General features: G+C 41.1%; 17 protein-coding genes and 1 other annotated feature. Of the genes, 2 read left to right on the forward strand and 15 right to left on the reverse strand.

Features of this window, described 5'->3' with window-relative positions:
• Window positions 1-155: 155 nt before the first annotated feature.
• The 9 genes from NSQ17_RS19215 to NSQ17_RS19255 form a co-directional block, all read right to left on the reverse strand.
• On the reverse strand, window positions 156-1,325 hold the full coding sequence (locus NSQ17_RS19215; protein ID WP_041508066.1) for a DNA cytosine methyltransferase: 1,170 nt from the start codon (window positions 1,323-1,325) through the stop codon (window positions 156-158).
• A 97-nt stretch (window positions 1,326-1,422) separates the two neighbouring features.
• Window positions 1,423-2,976 (reverse strand): restriction endonuclease FokI C-terminal domain-containing protein, encoded by a 1,554-nt coding sequence (locus tag NSQ17_RS19220; RefSeq protein ID WP_041508067.1) that lies wholly within the window; start codon window positions 2,974-2,976, stop codon window positions 1,423-1,425.
• A gap of 683 nt (window positions 2,977-3,659) precedes the next feature.
• Entirely contained in the window at window positions 3,660-3,965 is a 306-nt protein-coding gene (locus NSQ17_RS19225; protein ID WP_342467713.1) for a hypothetical protein, read from the reverse strand.
• Window positions 3,966-4,216: 251 nt separating this feature from the next.
• Window positions 4,217-4,696, reverse strand: a complete 480-nt coding sequence (rlmH, locus tag NSQ17_RS19230) for a 23S rRNA (pseudouridine(1915)-N(3))-methyltransferase RlmH (RefSeq protein WP_342467714.1) — start codon at window positions 4,694-4,696, stop codon at window positions 4,217-4,219.
• Window positions 4,697-4,776: 80 nt separating this feature from the next.
• Window positions 4,777-4,947: a CxxH/CxxC protein gene (locus NSQ17_RS19235; protein WP_008360116.1), complete on the reverse strand. Its 171-nt coding sequence runs from the start codon at window positions 4,945-4,947 to the stop codon at window positions 4,777-4,779.
• 161 nt (window positions 4,948-5,108) lie between these two features.
• Window positions 5,109-5,939, reverse strand: coding sequence for an energy-coupling factor transporter transmembrane component T (locus NSQ17_RS19240; RefSeq protein ID WP_304717551.1), 831 nt, complete (start codon window positions 5,937-5,939; stop codon window positions 5,109-5,111).
• On the reverse strand, window positions 5,930-7,645 hold the full coding sequence (locus tag NSQ17_RS19245; protein WP_342467715.1) for an ABC transporter ATP-binding protein: 1,716 nt from the start codon (window positions 7,643-7,645) through the stop codon (window positions 5,930-5,932). The genes NSQ17_RS19240 and NSQ17_RS19245 overlap by 10 nt, the downstream gene beginning before the upstream one ends.
• 19 nt (window positions 7,646-7,664) lie before the next feature.
• The gene (locus NSQ17_RS19250) at window positions 7,665-8,222 is read right to left on the reverse strand and encodes an ECF-type riboflavin transporter substrate-binding protein (protein ID WP_041508071.1); all 558 of its coding nucleotides are present in this window, start codon (window positions 8,220-8,222) and stop codon (window positions 7,665-7,667) included.
• Between the two features lie 14 nt (window positions 8,223-8,236).
• Entirely contained in the window at window positions 8,237-9,097 is an 861-nt protein-coding gene (locus tag NSQ17_RS19255; protein ID WP_135009474.1) for an S-adenosyl-l-methionine hydroxide adenosyltransferase family protein, read from the reverse strand.
• Between the two features lie 111 nt (window positions 9,098-9,208).
• Window positions 9,209-9,479: a binding site (T-box leader), on the reverse strand.
• A gap of 192 nt (window positions 9,480-9,671) precedes the next feature.
• On the opposite strand from NSQ17_RS19255, the gene NSQ17_RS19260 reads away from it, so the two are divergent.
• Complete coding sequence (locus NSQ17_RS19260) at window positions 9,672-10,361, forward strand: ABC transporter permease subunit (protein WP_039164793.1); 690 nt, start codon at window positions 9,672-9,674, stop codon at window positions 10,359-10,361.
• Window positions 10,362-11,243, forward strand: coding sequence for an ABC transporter ATP-binding protein (locus tag NSQ17_RS19265; RefSeq protein WP_008347478.1), 882 nt, complete (start codon window positions 10,362-10,364; stop codon window positions 11,241-11,243).
• A gap of 39 nt (window positions 11,244-11,282) precedes the next feature.
• Here NSQ17_RS19265 and NSQ17_RS19270 read toward each other — a convergent pair whose 3' ends face one another.
• The 6 genes from NSQ17_RS19270 to walK all read right to left on the reverse strand — a co-directional run bounded on the left by NSQ17_RS19270 (window position 11,283) and on the right by walK (window position 17,943).
• A complete protein-coding gene (locus tag NSQ17_RS19270) occupies window positions 11,283-11,747 on the reverse strand; it encodes a GNAT family N-acetyltransferase (RefSeq protein WP_135009473.1) in 465 nt (154 codons plus the stop codon).
• Between the two features lie 68 nt (window positions 11,748-11,815).
• Entirely contained in the window at window positions 11,816-13,003 is a 1,188-nt protein-coding gene (locus NSQ17_RS19275; protein ID WP_342467716.1) for a S1C family serine protease, read from the reverse strand.
• Window positions 13,004-13,084: 81 nt separating this feature from the next.
• Entirely contained in the window at window positions 13,085-13,879 is a 795-nt protein-coding gene (locus tag NSQ17_RS19280) for an MBL fold metallo-hydrolase (RefSeq protein ID WP_007497388.1), read from the reverse strand.
• A gap of 6 nt (window positions 13,880-13,885) precedes the next feature.
• Window positions 13,886-14,749 carry a two-component system regulatory protein YycI gene (yycI, locus tag NSQ17_RS19285; protein ID WP_342467717.1) on the reverse strand — a complete coding sequence of 288 codons (864 nt, stop codon included), beginning with the start codon at window positions 14,747-14,749 and terminating at the stop codon, window positions 13,886-13,888.
• Window positions 14,736-16,115, reverse strand: a complete 1,380-nt coding sequence (gene yycH, locus NSQ17_RS19290) for a two-component system activity regulator YycH (RefSeq protein ID WP_024718466.1) — start codon at window positions 16,113-16,115, stop codon at window positions 14,736-14,738. Before yycH ends, yycI begins: the two co-directional genes overlap by 14 nt.
• A complete protein-coding gene (walK, locus tag NSQ17_RS19295; RefSeq protein ID WP_007497390.1) occupies window positions 16,105-17,943 on the reverse strand; it encodes a cell wall metabolism sensor histidine kinase WalK in 1,839 nt (612 codons plus the stop codon). Before walK ends, yycH begins: the two co-directional genes overlap by 11 nt.
• Window positions 17,944-17,947: the final 4 nt, after the last annotated feature.

A 17,947-nucleotide genomic window follows, 5' to 3' on the forward strand; every position in this document is an offset into this window, starting at 1 on the left:
CACTGATATGGGCTCTTAAAGAAATAATATTATCTCTAGATAAAATATTCCTTTAACTAAGTATGAATGCTATGTTTTTTATAATTTCTTCAATTACCGAAATTTAAAAAAGTATCGTCTAAGGACACTACCTCAAACGATACTTATTAATGAGATTACTTAAACAATTTTGTTTGCACTACATCTTCTAATACTTTTTCTTCAATGGATTTTGACTTTTTTCTGCTCTTTTTAGTTTGACCAGTAAGTAACATCTCACTTAGTTCATATTCCCATTTTGAAGTTTCGTATTCGTATTCAATACCTGCAAAAGATTTGAGTATTGCTTCAACTATAACTTTTGCTCCGTCTGGAGGAACTGCCATGCCTATTTGCTTTCTGACGCTTTCTTTCCCACCCAAAAACTCAAAGTCATCTGGAAAAGTTTGCAATCTCGCTCGCTCTCTATTAGTCAAAGCTCTTGGCTCATCGTAATGGTACATGTGAGTACCACCCCCACCTGAACCAGTGACCGTATAAGCAGGGGTATCAGGATTAAGCCTTTTATAGATGTTAGATAATCTTGCACCTTTTACATTTAATCGCAAATGCTCTGGAATACCTTCAAACCATGCATTTTCACCAGGTGGTATTGACTCTAACATCTCTATTACCTTGCCTTTATGTTTTGTATACTCATGGTTAAAAGCATCTGCTGGTATAGGTGGATTTTCCAGTGCTTCTCTTGTTGTTTTCCACTGTGTAGGACTCTTAAAAGGAGCTTTAGGCACTTTAAACTTCCAACCAAAATCTTTCCTAATTCCGACTATTATAATTCTATGTCGAGCTTGCGGTACGCCATACTCTTGAAACTTGTATAAATGAGGAGTAATGTTGTACCCTGACTCTTCCATTTCCTGCATTATTTTTATAAATGCTTTTCCTTCATTGGAGCTTTCCAACCCACCTACATTCTCTGCTATAAACCATTTGGGTTTATGATGCTTTAATACCTTTATACCATAAGTGTATAAAGGACCGTATTCACCTTCCAAGCCCTTTGATTCGCCTACTATGCTGTAGTCATTACAAGGGAAGCCAAATGCAAAGCAATCTATTGCTGGTAACTTTGTGACATCTAACTGTCTAACATCTTCCCAAATAACTGATTCAGGATTTCCTGGACATATGTTATGTCTAAACGTATTACATGTCGCTTCATCGTAATCATTAGCCCATTGGTGCTCTACTTTGAATACTTCACCATTTTTTTCAATCTGAGCTTCTCTTGCCCCAAGCGTCAATCCTCCTGGCCCACAAAAGAGCTCGCCTTTTTTAAATATCATTACTTCACAACTCCAAGTGTTCGTACTTTTGTTCGCTTTTATTTATTATACACCATAGTTAAACGGTTGAAAATAATTGTAGTACGAACACTCTCTATTACAATGAATTAATATCAGAAATCGAGACTACCTCGTTGCTTGTGAACAAGTTTCTAAGAGAAGCGTGATCAATTGTAGCGACTTGATTCCTTTGTAGAAGCCTCATTATATTAGATGCAGTAATCACCGTTCCATTGATATTTGTTTCTTCAGCAATACTTTGTATCTGTGAAGAAATATTAGAACCAAATCCATCTGCTACGTACATAAAGAATGTGAAGTCATCATCTCTATAGGTTGGTATGTAGTTCCTGACCATTCGATTTCTATGGTCATTTGTAATCGAGTACCTTCTGTAAGCCTTAGTATCAATGATTCCCGAATAGTTCAACGGTGATTCTACATAGATATCAGGATGTAGTGGTTTAGCCCCCACATGCTGGGCATTAAACCCTAACTCTTCAAAAACATTTTGGGTAGCCAACTCAAACTCGGTAGCAAGTTCTCTTCCGCTGACAGCCATGTTCATATAGGTAGCTTCAAACAGCGAAAAAGTATCCGGTCGAAATCCATCTAGAGCTCTTGCTACCTCATTTGTCGTATAACCGGTCGCAGACGAAATCCTGTTTAATATGTCATCGGTTATGGTGGATATTGGAGTCGTACCCGCTATGTGCAGAAGTTCACTCCGAATTCGCCTCTCTCTGTATATATTATCTGTAATGTTTTGCCCACCAAAATTACGATTATCACGATTTTGACCTGGAGCTAATCCAAAGTTTCTTTGAAAATTTTCTATGCCAAATTGATGATTAGCGTCTAACCTTCTCAATGTGGTCCCATCAGTCATAATCGATTGCACATCTACAATTCTCTCAGGCAAAATAAATATACTTCCATTATCATTCCTGCTTATGAACTGAGTATATTCCAAGTAATTGATTAGGGTATTAGCAATATCCTCTAATCCACTGATAGTCTTCTCTCGACTTCTAACACCAGTGGTACTACTTGGATATAGCTCCTCAAAGTTCTCGGGTAAAACAGCATCCCCCAGTAACCTGTAATCTAAAATACGTTGTACCACGTTTTCAAAGCACCCTTGTGATTCGTTTTCTCCTTCTGTAATTACAAATCTCCCAATCTCTTCTTTAGACAAAGTATGTACACGATTATCTAATAGGAGTTTTAATAGAAAGCGAAATGGTCGAATTTGAAAGCGCTTATTGATATTTACTCTTCTTCTTAAAGAGTAAGGAGAAGGATACTGCAACTTCATTAATTGATTTGTGACAATAGGAACTGGTGGCTGACCAGAAAGCAATGCATCTCCTGCTAATGTAGTACGAGTGATGTTCGTCTCTGTTTCTATATAGACAAGACCTAAATTGTATAACCATGATTCGTATGTTCTCGCCCCACCAGCTCTCCTATCCCTACGTTGTCCCACTCTTTTCAATCCATATCTTTCTAATTCCGTTTCAAAATCTAATTGACGTGATAAACTTCCTCTCCAATTCTCACCTAAATTTTGTAATGTGAATAATGATAATATATCTACAACAGGATAAAGTCTTCGTTTATTTCGAGGTACTTGCCAATTATTAATCATACTCATCACTCCGTTTCATATAAACTATAGTCTTATTGTATCAAATTTAACCAAATTTAAGTTATCTATCTCTTGTAGAACTCGTATATTATGGGTCACTTTCACTTTATAATGTTTATTTTTTAAAAAATATCCTTATTTATCCGAAATTTATTAGATCGAAACCATAAACATTCAAACTCTGTTGAGTACTTTCGAAAAGCAGATGGAGAATATCCGAACAACACATTAACAATATTACATTAGAAGTTGAGGCTCGTTCTTTCAATTCTTTTGAAGCTACTTATGATAAGGCTCTCCGTGATGTATCTAAACGAGATCACCCTTAGCTAATTTTTCAAACAATTTATTTGATGTTTCTATTAATAATTCTGGTCTTGTACTTGAACCTTTAAAATTATTCTCTAAGTAAGAATCTTTCATAACATCTGATATTACTTTGAGAATAACTCCAGTGTTCACTGTTTTAGTCAAATCTACATCCCGTTCAATTAATTTCCGCAAGAAATCTGCAATAATCATTAGAATAGGTATTTGCACTTTGTAATTTCTACTTTCAACTCCATAAATTTCTTTTGAAAAAGGGTATTTAATACCGTACTCCCAATATATCTTTTCATAGAAATTATTTACTTTATCTAATAAAATTGATAGTTTCTCAATTCGGCTTTCTTGATTTATTGTTATGGTGTTTTTTTCATAAACTCTTCTGCATACTCTGGAGACGTTTCATATTTACTTTCTAGTCCAATTTCTAATATGTAAAGCATAGTTTGAATATTTTCGTGTGCGGTTTTATCCGAAAACCTTTTCTTAGTCATATTATATATATATTTATATGTTGAAACTGAATTATAATAGGTTTCTATATGTTGATTTAACCAATCATTCACTGCACTTCTATAAACTACATTTCGTATTTCTTGTCTACTTAAAGGATGTGAACCGGTATTATATCTTTTGAAAATTTTTGTCACAATTTGTTCCATACACATCAACTAAACTATTATTCTTCCTTAAAAGAGAAGGAAGCAATTGATGTTTATTTGAACCTTGTCCTCTGAAAAATGAAAAGCCTCTAGAGGATATATTTTTTATTTCTTCTATGTAATTAGAAACATTATTTACAAAAAATTCTTTCACTACCGAAGACCTCCAATATACTAATATATCTATTATAAAAAAAATAGCCCGACTAAGGATTAGTCAAACTATTTACTTTGAAAATTAAAATCCCCGTTTACTTATGATAAGGCTCCCCCCGAACAATCCGAAACGCCCGATAAATCTGCTCCACCAACACCAACCTCATCAACTGATGCGGGAACGTCATTTTCGAAAACGACAGTTTCTCATTCGAGCGCTGCATGACAGCATCACTTAACCCAAGTGACCCGCCTATGACAAAACATACCTTACTTTTTCCGTATGTTGCCAGCTTATCTATTGTATTGGCTAATTCTTCGGAACTTTTCATTTTTCCTTCGATGGCGAGGGCGATGACGTGGGCGTCTGGGTTGATTTTGCTTAGGATGCGTTCGCCTTCTTTGTCTTTGATGATTTTCATGTCTTGCTCGCTGAGATTCTCGGGTGCTTTTTCGTCTGCGAGCTCAATGATCTCGATTTTTGCGTATGCTTGTAATCGTTTTGTGTATTCGGCTATGCCTTGCTTTAAATATTTCTCTTTTAATTTTCCTACTGTGATAATTGATATATTCACAGGTCATCCCCACCTTAAGAACAAGTTATTCATATAAGTTATCAACAATTGTGGATAAAATTTGTGTATTTTGTGTCCGATCATTCGTTCCCCACTATATATATTGCAGGTTCATCGCACAATTCACAGGTTGTGGATAAGCTGTGTGTATGTTCGATTTTTCTGAATTCTGGCGGTGTTTCGTGATCATCTATGTACATGTCTAGTACGGTTTCTATATGTTCTGCACAAGCATAAAGTGATTTGTTCATAAGTTTCTAATTCCTCCAATATGTTGTTTGGTTATTCACATGTGTTTCGCTCATTGTTCAATATAACCGATTTATTCACATGTTAATAGTCTTTTACCATTTTCCACACCTTTTATCCACAAACCAAATAAAAAAGCCTCCACTCCTGTGAAGGCTCCTTCCTATAAAAATGGATTATAAAATCTCGTTCCTCTAACAAATGTAATCACTAGCGACACAATCAGTACCGCTCCAACAAAGATTAACGCCGCATAATCTGCTTTTTGAAAGTCTTTCGCCGTAAACCATGTGCGCTTTTTATGCTTTCCAAACCCGCGCAGTTCCATCGCATTGCTGATCGTTTCAATCCGCTCTAGGCTGGAGAAAATCAGCGGCATCACAATCGACAGCGCATTTTTAATCCGTTTTCCCAGTTTTTCATTCTTTGACAAATCAATGCCTCTTGCTTGCTGAGAAATCGCGATCGTTCGAAAATCCCGCTGAATATCTGGAATGTAGCGCAGAGCAATCGCTACCGCATACGAAATCCGGTAGCTGATCCCGATTCTGCTGAGCGATGAGGCGAATTCACTTGGATTTGTTGTCACGATAAACAAAAGCGCCGCTGGCATCACGGTCACGTATTTCAGTGTAATGTTCAATTGATAGAAAAGCTGTTCAAGTGTGACATTGTACCAGCCTGCAATGTGAAACAGCTCGTGCTTCGCTCCATAGATGGCGACACCTTGCTGAGGTGCAAAGACGTAAATGGCGATGTTATTGATGACAAGAAAAATCGCCAAGACAATCACTATGAAAGAGATATCACGAAATCGTACGTTTGATAGCTGAAAGAACACGATACTGGCAACTAGCATAAACACTAATACGCCTGTATCATACGTGAGCATCGCTGCGGATGACCAGAGGATAAAGCAAATGAGTTTGGTGGCACCTGTCAGCCGGTGAATTGGTGACGGGCGGTCGATATAGGACAGCATGTCTACAGCCATGTCATTCGTTCCTTTCTGTCAACCTCAATGAAGCGATCCACGAGTTCATTTGGATTTGGCCAGTCTGCTTTTAGCGCCAGTTCATACAGCGACGTTTCCTTTAAGCTCGCCTTTTGGACTAGCAACTGATCTGTCAGTACTTTAGCTGGTGTATCGTCTGCGATTTTTTCTCCATCTGAAATGACAATGGTTCTTGTTGTGTATTCGAGCATCAAATGCATATCATGGGTGATCATCAAAATCGTGACGCCCTGCTGATTTAATTGCTCTAAAAACGTCATCATCTCTGTGTAATGTCTAAAATCTTGACCGGCCGTTGGCTCATCTAAAATGATGATTTCTGGCTCTAACACAAGAATGGATGCAATGGTGACGCGTTTTTTCTGTCCAAAACTAAGTGCTGAGATCGGCCAATTTCGAAATGGATACAGCCCGCACACTTTTAAAACCCGCTCTACACGATCCTTGATGTCGTCTTCCTGTACACCTCTTAAAACGAGACCTAGTGCGACTTCATCAAAAATCATTTGTTTCGAAATCATTTGATTTGGGTTTTGCATGACGACACCGATTCGTTCGGAGCGCTGTTTGATGGTGTCTCCTGTGATGTCATTGCCATTTAAAAGGATTGTCCCTTTTGTTGGCTTTTCAAATGCGCAGAGCACCTTGGATAGTGTCGTCTTGCCTGCGCCATTGGCACCGGCGATGCTGATCATTTCTCCTTTTTTGACGGTAAAAGAGATGTTGCTCAGCGTGTTTGGTCTTGTCGGATAATCAAAGCTCAGCTCACGCACTTCTAGTAAATCCGGTGCTTCATTCTGCTCGACTGATGGCTCAGATGCTTCCATCCATTGCTCGATTTTCTCTTTTGCCTCGTCATTTAAGGTGAGATGCTGTAAATTAGCGATCTGATCTCCTGCTGCAATCGGAATACCTGCATATTTCATCGCTCTCACATATAAAGGCTCACGTAAACACGCCGCTTCTAATACATTTGAGGCGAGCAATTCATCTGGTGTCATATCCGCTGCAATCGTGCCGTCATTGACAACGATGATGCGGTCGACATGGCGGAAGAGGACGTCTTCCAATCGATGTTCCACCATCACGACCGTTTTTTTCGTTTCTTTTTGCAGACGGTCAATGAGATCGATCACTTCTTTACCTGTTGCGGGATCAAGGCTTGCCAGTGGTTCATCAAACAGCAAAATGTCGACATCGTTGACAAGTACGCCTGCGATGGCGACACGTTGTTTTTGACCGCCTGACAGCTCATGCACGGATGATGCCAGTTTGCCGTCTACCTCTGTTAATTTTGCCGCTTTCTCGACACGTGTTTTCATTTCTTCGCGTGTGACTTGATCATTTTCTAGTGTGAACGCGATATCTTCTCCAACGGTCAGCCCGATAAATTGTCCATCAGGGTCTTGCAGTACCGTTCCAACGAGCTGTGAAAGAGAGAAAATGTTCTCTTTCTCTGCATTTTTCCCGCCGATGTGAAGACTTCCTTCCATAGAACCTTTATAAGACGCAGGAACTAGCCCATTGATACAATGGGCTAGTGTGCTTTTTCCCGATCCAGACGGGCCTGCGATGAGGACTTTTTCTCCTTCATAGATGGTCAGGTTGATATCTTTCAATGTTGGTTCTGCCTGACTGCGATACTTGAATCCGAAATGTTCGAATTGAATCATCGGTTTCTTCATTTATGTGTTCCACCTTGCTTCATGATGTTTCTTTCGATAGACTGCCGCTTTTGCTTCTTGTTTTCGCATAAGCCGCAATGATGATGGTGCCTAGTACACCGACTGTGATGATGTTTGAGATTCCTGCTACGATGCCTTGAACAAACACTTTATTTGCAGGTTCTGCATAGATCACAATGTCGAGTACCGGCGCAATGACAAACCAGCCTAATGCTTGTGCGCCGGCTTGGACGGCGTTGAAGAGCGTGATTTTTTTCCAGCCAAAGTCGCCCTCTTCTACTTTTAAACGGTTCGAAATGAGGCCGATCAATAAACCAACAACACCCGAAACGATAATCCAGCTCCACCAAGGTCCAAATGTGGTGGCATCTTTAATGAGATGGCCAATAAATCCAATCAATGCGCCTGCAACAGGACCAAATAGCACGGCCATTAATGCAAGGAACGCGTACGATGTTTCAATTTGTGTATTCGGAATCCCAGTTGGAATGGAGACGAAGCGTCCTAAAATGACAAAGACGGCTGCGCCAATTCCGATGGCAACGACAGTTTTCGTTGAAAGTTGTTTACCTGCCATGATGTTTCCTCCTCTTATTCATATATAATGCGCGGAGCTTTGCGAATCGAAAGGCGCCAGCCTGTGCCTGTACCGATGTTATAAGCCTTTGCAAATGACCCTTGATTGATCGCCACGCCTAAATGATCGAGTGAATTGACATATACGAGTGGTTCGCCTACCTTTAAATCGGCAAAAGATCGTCCATAGGTCATGATATTTTTATACACATTTTTTGGCCCGTTGGCAATGGTAACTTCTATTGCATCCCCATAATTGATTGAAAGCTGTTCAAATAACGTATGATGAATGTTTGTCCATAGGTTTCCGAACCGCACATCTAAAATATCAATCGTCCCTGTGATCACTTCTTCTTCCGCATAAGCTTGTACGACTGAAAGGTGAATAATGTCCTCTATATTCGCCTTTGGCCCGACCTCTTCAAAAGAAATCACACCTGAAGCAATTCTCGCGCCTGTATAGGCGTAAATGTCTCTACCATGGAATGTATGTGATTTTCCTGACTTCGGCAGACGATTGATGGTTTCATCTAAATACCGAGCCTCCACGATGCCAATATCCTGTGCGACATGCGTAAGTGTCCCATTATCAGGTGTGATGATGTAGTGTGAGCTTGTTGTTTTGACGACAAGGCTCTTTCGCTCTGATCCAACGCCTGGATCAACAACGGAGACAAATACCGTTTCTTCCGGCCAATATGTGACCGTCTGAAGCAAGCGATAAGACGCTTCCCAAATATCATATTGGGGAATGTTGTGAGTTAAATCAAAAATGCGGATGCCGCTGCTCACTGTATTGGCTACGCCGTACATTGCGCTGACCGCTCCATCATCAATACCGAAATCTGATTGCAAAACCAATGCATGTTCACTCATGTTAATCTCCCTTTCATTTGAAAAAATGGTTGTGGTGTTTCACGTGGAACATTTGAACATTTGTATGAAAAAAAGTGGACAATAAAAAATACCCCATCCTTATCTATGAATCATAAGGACGAGGTATTTGTCTCGTGGTACCACCTTTATTTACTGTTTGCTCGCGCTAAACAGCCTCTACAAGTACAAAGCTCCAATTTGGCTCATATACTGTGGTTTTGATAACGAGTACCAACTCTCGTCGTCACCTACTAATATCATGGATATGTTCAGCACGAGGCTCAGAGACCATTTTTCGAATCATTATTTTTGCTTCTTTTCAGCTGCCGAAGCTCTCTGTGGAAAAATTGATGATTGTACTTTCTCTCGTCATTGCCTGTTTAACTATCTTGAATTAAAGCTATCATACATGATGTTTTTTGATAAATCAAGATATTTTTCTGAACATTTTTAAAAATGAGTTAACTGTTCTGGAAGAGTCTTCTTTTTTATAAAATTTAAGCAAATGTTAAAGAGCGAGATATGGTGTCTTTCTTTTCTAGCGGTATAATAAAGATGAAGGGAGGTACAGTGTGTGTGGACCATCTGTATGAATGAATTTAAGCAGCTCTTCAAAAGCACAAAATCCATCTTAACTATTGTTATTATTTTCATTTTATCTACTTTTGTATCAAGTCTTCCATTTATAGCTGCTTATCAAGGGAAGTGGGAACAGGCAAAGGACCCTTATTCCATTGGGAATGAACTAGTAATGTCGTTATTTGGTTTCTTCCTTATTTTTTTATTATCTCATGATATTTTGAGCCGCGAAATTCATTTGAAAACCATTCGTTTTCTCGTCAGCAAAACGACCCGTTTAAACATTGTCATCGGGAAATATCTTGGGCTGATGCTGTTCTGGCTCAGTTGCATTATGACCACATATATATTAAATATGGTGATTTCACATCGTTTTCTGTTCTCTGATGCCTTAAAAATATTAACGTTTATCAGTGTCGGCATCTCCTGTGCTTTGTTTTTGTCCATGCTCTTTCCAACACCACAGAAATCGATGTTTGTTGGCATGTTGTTTTCCTTTCTATTTCCAATCATGAGCATGATGTCTGTTCTTTCTTCAGAACGGTTGATTCACTGGTTCCAATACGTGACGCCTTACTATTATGCTCGCTGGAGTGAACCGCTGACCTATGTGCTGATGAATGCCGCATTGACTGTTGTCTTACTCGTTGGAACTGCACTACTGTTTCAGAGGAGGGATGTCTAAGTGCTTCACACAAAAGGGCTGACAAAAAAATATCGGACGAAAGTCGCAATAGATCATATTGATCTTGATATCCATCAAGGGGATATCTTCGGCCTCATTGGACCGAAGGGTGCTGGTAAGACGACCTTCTTTAATATCATTACAGGGATCTCCCGCCCCACCTCTGGCACGTTTATCATGATGAACATGACGTCGTTAAAAAAAGTACGTCATCATATCGGTGTTCTGCCTGAATATACAGATTTATATGAAGGGCTGACTGCTATTGAGCATATTGCCTATTTATCGAAAATTACGGGTACTCGCCAGAAAACGAGCTATTATGAAGAATTACTCGAATTTGTTGGCTTACATCGTTATCATCAAGAGAAAGTCGGTGCCTTTACACCTGGGATGAAGAAGCGGCTCGGAATGGCTCAGGCCATCGCTCATCAGCCTGACTTTATTTTACTTGATGAGCCTTTTGCGGATATTGATGCAGATTCTATCTTACATATCCAGCGGGTGATTGAATCGTTAAAATTTGAAGGGAAAACTGTCTTTTTAACAGCAGACGAGCCAAGGTTCACCCAGCCTATTTGTACCAAAACAGCTTTCATATCTGAAGGAAAAATCGTGTCCTCAAGTACTCATCCTCAAGAGAAAACCATCACGTCCTCAACCATTCGTGCCACCTTCAAGCATGCATGGATTGATGATGAGGTGAAGCCTGTTCTCACGCAGTACTTACAAAGTGTGGGAACAGACCTTGTGATCAGAGATGACGAGACCTCATTGTTGATTCGTTCAGAAGCTCAAGTCCCAGCCATCATCCGTGCGTTTGTGAAATGCAAAGTCGACCTATACCGAGTCACGGCGCAAGATGCCATGATGTCCACATAAAAAAGTACCGTACGCTCACTGCACGGTACTTCTCTTTTTTTATAAAGGCTTGCTCATGTAAATCCCAGTCTCAGCAAATCCCGTTTTCTTATAAAGTGAGCGGGCGATTTGATTATGGGCAAAGACATGCAGCGATAGTTTCTTCACACCTAATGACTTTGCCTGCTCTTCTAATGCCGTCATGGCCTGTTTTGCCAACCCTTTTCCTCGATACGCTTCAAACAAAATAAAATTATAAATAAATCCTTCATGCTGGGGATGATCTGGATCATAGCAAAGCCATACCCATCCAATGGCTTCTTCTCCATGTAAGATGTTCCACAACTCATGATCTTCTGTCTGAAGTCCTTCAGGAAGCAGCCGGTCAAATTGTTCCTCTGCGTTCTTTTGCGCTTCTTCCTGATTCCATGTCCCTGCGTGTACCTTTTCTTCTGCGTACCGCTTAATGGCCTTCTCTATCAAGACGTCATAATCTGTTTGCGACATTGGTAGTAATGTGACCAATCGTATCTCCCCCTTTTCTTTATCATATGCCGGGCATGTAAAAAAAGCCAGTCCCCTATAGGAACTGGCTAGCCACCGAACCGATCGGTTTGGGAGAGTTTGATCTCGACTGATTTTTTCTTTCCGCTTCGGTAAAATTGCACCTTTACCTTGTCGCCTACTTTCTTTTGATAAAGATATTTACGCAGATCGACGATATTTTGTACTTCCTTGCCGTCAAACGACGTCACGACATCCAGCTCTTTTAACCCTGCTTTCCCTGCTGGAGACAAAGGCTCGACACTCATCACGACGACTCCGGTTGTGACCTTTGATGGCAGTTTTAACGTTTCCTGCCAATGATAGCTCGCAATATCTGCTAGTGATTTCATCCCAACACCAAGGTACGGACGCTTCACCTCTCCATAGCGCTCTAAATCTTCTATGACAGGGATCACCAGATTCGCAGGAATAGACAGCCCAATCCCTTCCACCTCTGACTCAGCAATCTTCATTGAATTGATGCCGATCACTTTGCCGTCCATATTAATCAAGGCTCCGCCGCTGTTCCCAGGATTAATGGCGGCATCCGTTTGCAAAACTTCCGCATTCCAATCCGTCTGTCCATCCCCATTAGAATCAACAGGGATCGCACGCTCCGTTCCAGAAATCACACCTTGTGTGACGGAGCCAGCAAATTCAAGACCTAATGGATTTCCAATGGCGATGACAGGCTCACCTGGTTTGACATGGTCTGAATTGCCGAAGGCGGCGGTTTTCTTGATCTTATCACTTTTGACCGTGAGTACCGCTAAATCCATAAGCTGATCACTGCCGACAAGATTTGCCCCGATCCTTGTCCCGTCCTGAAGGCTCACTTCAAGCTGGTTTGCGCCTTTGATGACATGATGGTTGGTCACAATATAAAAGGTGTCACCCTTTTTTTTATAAATCACACCTGACCCGCTGCCTGCTTCACCGCCTTCTTCCCAAAAGCTCGACTTTTGAATGTTAATGACGCCGACAACCGTATCCGACATACTTGATACCACTTTTGTGACCGCATCATTCACGTTCACATTGACGGTCTTTAAAGGGCCATCTGATGCCTGCTGATCTCCAGTTGACTGCCAGCCAAAGGGGCTGCCGCTTTGGCCAGACACATAGGGGAAAAAGAATCCCATTAAAAAAGCTCCTACCAATACACCGATCAGACCAGATAGGAAATATCCTTTTCTGCTTCGTCTCGGCTTCCACTCTACATCGCGATAATCCACTATGTTTCCTTCCTTTCAGTGAATAGATGATGTATATAGTGTTGGTAAGAAGCTCTTATCTTAATCATACGATTGTAAAAATCATACGGCGCAAAGCGGGGTTGCTTTTTTCGGGTCCGTATCATATAAATCAAAGCCGTCCCCTACAACAAAGCCCTTCATTTCAAGCGTCTGCTGGACCGCCATACGGGCTAAGTCCTTCATGTTGTTGTCTTGACTCAAGTGGGCCAAATAAATGCGTGAGGTGGCGTCTCCAATCACGTCTGTCATAGCAAGAGCTGCATCTTCATTGGATACGTGTCCGACATCGCTCAAAATTCTGCGTTTAATACTCCATGGGTAGCGCCCCATTTGCAGCATGCCGACATCATGGTTGCTCTCAAATACAAACGTATTGGCTGATTTAATAATCCCTTTCATCCGGTCACTCACATAGCCTGTATCCGTCATAAGGGCAAGTTTACGCCCGCCATAATGGAATACGTAAAACATGGGCTCTGCCGCATCATGTGATACGCCAAATGATTCAACATCGAGTCCGCCAAATGATTGAACCGTCTCCATATCAAAGTGGAATTTCTGCTCCGTATCCACTTTCCCAATATGTGACTCCATCGCCTTCCATGTTTTCGCATTTGCATAGACAGGAAGCTTGTACTTTCTTGCCATCACACCGAGTCCTTTAATATGATCTGAGTGCTCGTGTGTGACAAAAATTCCGTCCAAGTCTTCCGGCTTGCGATCGATTTGACCAAGCAGCTCCACCATCTGTTTGCCGCTTAAGCCTGCATCTACTAAAAAAGCATGCTCATCGGTTTCTAAATAAAAAGCGTTCCCCGTACTTCCGCTCGCTAGTACACTGAACTGCAAGCTCATGTTCTCTCACTCCAATGAAGATTTGTCTTCTTTCTCTATATGATCAAGTGTTGAGCCATCAATGGCATTGATCAAATATTCTTCTTCTGTCTTTTTCTTTGAACCAGTTGCCACGCCTTCAATCTCTACTCGCCATACAGGAACCATTACTTGAGTGCTTGCACCTGGGTATTGCGTGTAGTAGCCTAGCTCCACTTTTTTCACTGTCGTGTTTTGGCTCAGCATATTTTGTGTATATAAGTCCTTCACCGTTTCAAGCGCCGGGACAAGGGTTTCTTTTCTCACTTCATTAATCGATGTCACCATCGACTGCCGATACGAGACGACCTCGTTTTGATCGTTCACATCCAATGTGATCTTCCCAATGGTTTCGGTGTCATCAAGACCTTCTTGGAAGATGTATTTTCCTTTATACGTTTGGAAAAAGACGATTTCACCTGTTTCTTCATCGATGCTCCAGAGCTTATAATTCTTGCCATCCAGTAAACGCTGGCTCACAAGATTGGTCGCTGCTGTTTTCATATCTTTTTTCGGCAATGCGACTGGTTTATTGAAGGTCATTTCAAGCAGGGTGACAGGATCATCTTTCTTGGTTTTCGGGAATGTGCTTTTCGTCTTTTGATCAGCTAATCCGTCGACATCCTTTTTCGTATATTGCTTTTTCTCAGCTGTAATGCGGTATCCAATCTTCGCTTCATCTGATAGATTGCCATATTTGATTCCGTCTGCCTTCATTTCTTCCAGCGTATCTGTTTTTTCGATAATCGCAAAATGATCGGTTGATCGCTTTTCAAAGTATTGAAAACCTAGAAAGATATCGAGAACGAGAAAGGCTAGGATAAAGATCGTTTTGGTCTTATTCCACTCCATGATTCTCGCTCCCCTCTGTCAGCAAATCATTCGATAAAATGACGGTTTTTCCGTTATATTTCATACACCATACCGGCTCTAGCCAGACAAACATCGCTTGATCCTGATCTGATGCCGTGGATGTCGCTTGATAGGCAGGGAAAATCTGTTCAATTTTCTCTAAATCATCATACTTCGTCTGCTTGATGATCAAGTTTTTCAGCTCTGTCCCATTCATCAGTTTGACCTGTTCACTCTGACTCGCTTTGTTGCCGAGAATGTAGTTTGGACGCTTATAACTCAAGATGTCATCATTCGCCCATTGTACTTCAAGTGATGTCATACCAAATGGATGTTTTGTGCTGTTGACGATCGGCAGTCCATCCATAAACATATTAAAGGACAGCTGTTGGTTGCTGTTAATGCCGAAGTATTGATAATTATCGGTAAAACTTCCGGTATCATTGAAATATTTCACGCTTCGCTTGATCAAATCCCCCGTTTGGAATACGGTACTAGAATTGATATTACGATGCTGATATTGGATGCGGTGGTCTTTTTGATTTGCTTCAAGACGACTCGTTCCATCTGTATATACCGTCCGGTTTAAATTAGACTCCTCCCCAACTAGACTTGGGTCTGTAAACAAAGCGTCCTTGAATTTGCTTGTCTTAATCGTTTCGATAAAGAACATTTTCGCTTCAAGCTGCTTTTGCTTCTGCGGCAGCAGGAAATCTCGTTTTGAATTTGTAGAGAAAGTATATAGATCATAGCGCGGCATCTCGTTTTGAGCGGCTGCAATACTATCCATCAGATTACGATAGTTGGCAGATTCAATCGTTAGCTCAAGCACCGATTCCTTGCTGTATGAAACCAAATAGACTTTCTTATTGGCCTTATCCGGTTGAGCGAACGGCACAATCATCCGGTCAAACGAGTTGTATTCAATGGATTTATTCGGCCATTTAAACAGCGCTTGAAAAATATCAATCGGAATCGGATCATTGAACACAAGATCCAATGTTTTGCCTTGCCCCTCGCGTCCATAGAAGAAATTCTTAAATTTCTGCTCGGAATATTGGTCCGACACATCAGCAATCTCTTTGACATCCCACAGGCTTACATCATTCCAAAAGTTTTGGAAGAGTTCCTTTTGATCCACTTTGAAATGCTCTCCATTGGAATGGATGAACATCTCACGCGGCTTCACGACATCAATGAGACTCCGAGGCTCGTCGCTTGAAATCTTCTTCGTTTCCACGACCTGTGTGCCGGCATCCGCCTGATCCTGCATGACGGGCTGGAACATCCAAATATTCCACGTAAACACAAGACTGATCGCAATTAGGATTGTCAATATAATGGTTTTAAAGGTCTCACGCTTCATCCCAATCATCCTCTTGTTCTTCATTGTACGGAAGGGTAAAGGTTACCGTTGTTCCTTTTCCTTCAATGCTGTCAGCCCAAATATCTCCGCCATGAGCCTGAACCATTTCTTTTGCAATCGCAAGGCCTAGGCCGGTTCCGCCAAGCTTTCTTGTTCTCGCCTTATCCACTCGATAAAAACGTTCAAAGATTTTATCCATATCCTTCTTCGGAATACCGATTCCTTCATCTTTGACACTGAATAACACAAGACCTTGCTCCTCATCCAAATCGACAGTGAACGTAATGTGTCCACCCTCTGGCGAGTATTTCATAGCATTGGAAATGATATTATCGAGCACCTGAGTGATTTTATCTTGATCAATTTCCACATATATTTCACGCTGCGGCAAGTTGCGGATGAAATCGACATGCTGCTCCTTCGTCATTTCAAAACGATCAATGACGAGCGAGATAAACCTGATAAAATTCGTCCACTCACGATTGAATTGATAATCCTTGCTGTCAAACTTAGACAGCTGAAGCAGGTCATTCACAAGTCTAATCATGCGCTCTGTTTCATTTTGCGTGACACTGAGGAACCTTGGCGCAAGCTCTTTATCACCAATCGCACCTTCAGCGAGTGCCTCAAGATAGCTTCGCATCGTCGTAAGCGGTGTGCGCAGCTCATGCGATACGTTCGCCACGAATTCACGACGTTCCGCATCAATTTTTTCCTGCTCGGTTACGTCATAAATTACTGCAATTAAACCATCAATTTTCCCATGCTCTTTCTGAATCACTGAGAAATTGACACGCAAAACAGACAACTGATCTTCTCGTTCAATTTCTAGCAGCATGGAGTCTTGATTTTCGACTAAATCTTCAAATGTATGAGTTTCTTCTAAGCCAAGCAAGGATGTGATCGGCATCTCTAGAGCTGTTTCACGTGAAACATTCAAAAGCTCTAGTGCCGGACTGTTTAATAGAATAATGGCCCCGTTTTGATTCGTGGCAATGACACCATCCGTCATATAAGCGATAACAGAAGAAAGCTTTTTCCTCTCACCCTCTGTCATCAGCTGCGCTTCCTCCAGCTCTCTCGTCAGATGGTTAAATGTCGTTGCTAGCTGACCAATCTCATCATGTCCATACTTCCGAACCTTTCTGGAAAAGTTCCCTTTGGCGAGCTCGATCGCTTGCTTTCTCATATCCGAAATTGGGTGTGTAATGGTTCTGAATATGAATATACCAAGTAGAGCGGTCGTCCCAAGTGCGATGAGTGTACCCGTCGCCAAAATGGTGTTGATCGTTCGCATTTGGTTAAAAACACTTTCCATGGATGAGACCACATAAATGACACCAACAGTTTCTTGGTTCTCATTTTTCACGGCTGTCGCTGATATGCGGACTCGTTTATTCGATTCTGGGTCATAGAATTTTTTCTCGTAGTCTTTGCCAACCGCGAAAATACGGCTAATGATTTGATCTGTGATTTTCTTCCCGGCAATCTCTTGACTGCCGTTATTCACAGAGGCAATGACCTCTCTGCTTTCGTCAATATAGCTGACTTCAGAAATTTCATTAGACTCATCTTTGTTGTTAAAATCGTTTAATATCTTTTGAGCATCCTCTTTTAATTCTGCCTTGCTTTTCGATGAATCTTGTTCTAGGTAATACGATAACGAGTAGATTCGCTGATTCAAGGAATTATCATAGGAATTAATTAAGGACTGCTCTAGCTGCTTCACAAAGTACACGCCAATAATCTGCATGGCGACAATGATCAGCAGCACATAAATCAAGGTCAATTTAAAGTGAATCGAGCGAAAAAAACCTACTTTACTCATAAGA

It is taken from the genome of Bacillus sp. FSL W8-0629 (assembly GCF_038593225.1).
Taxonomy (GTDB): domain Bacteria; phylum Bacillota; class Bacilli; order Bacillales; family Bacillaceae; genus Bacillus; species Bacillus altitudinis.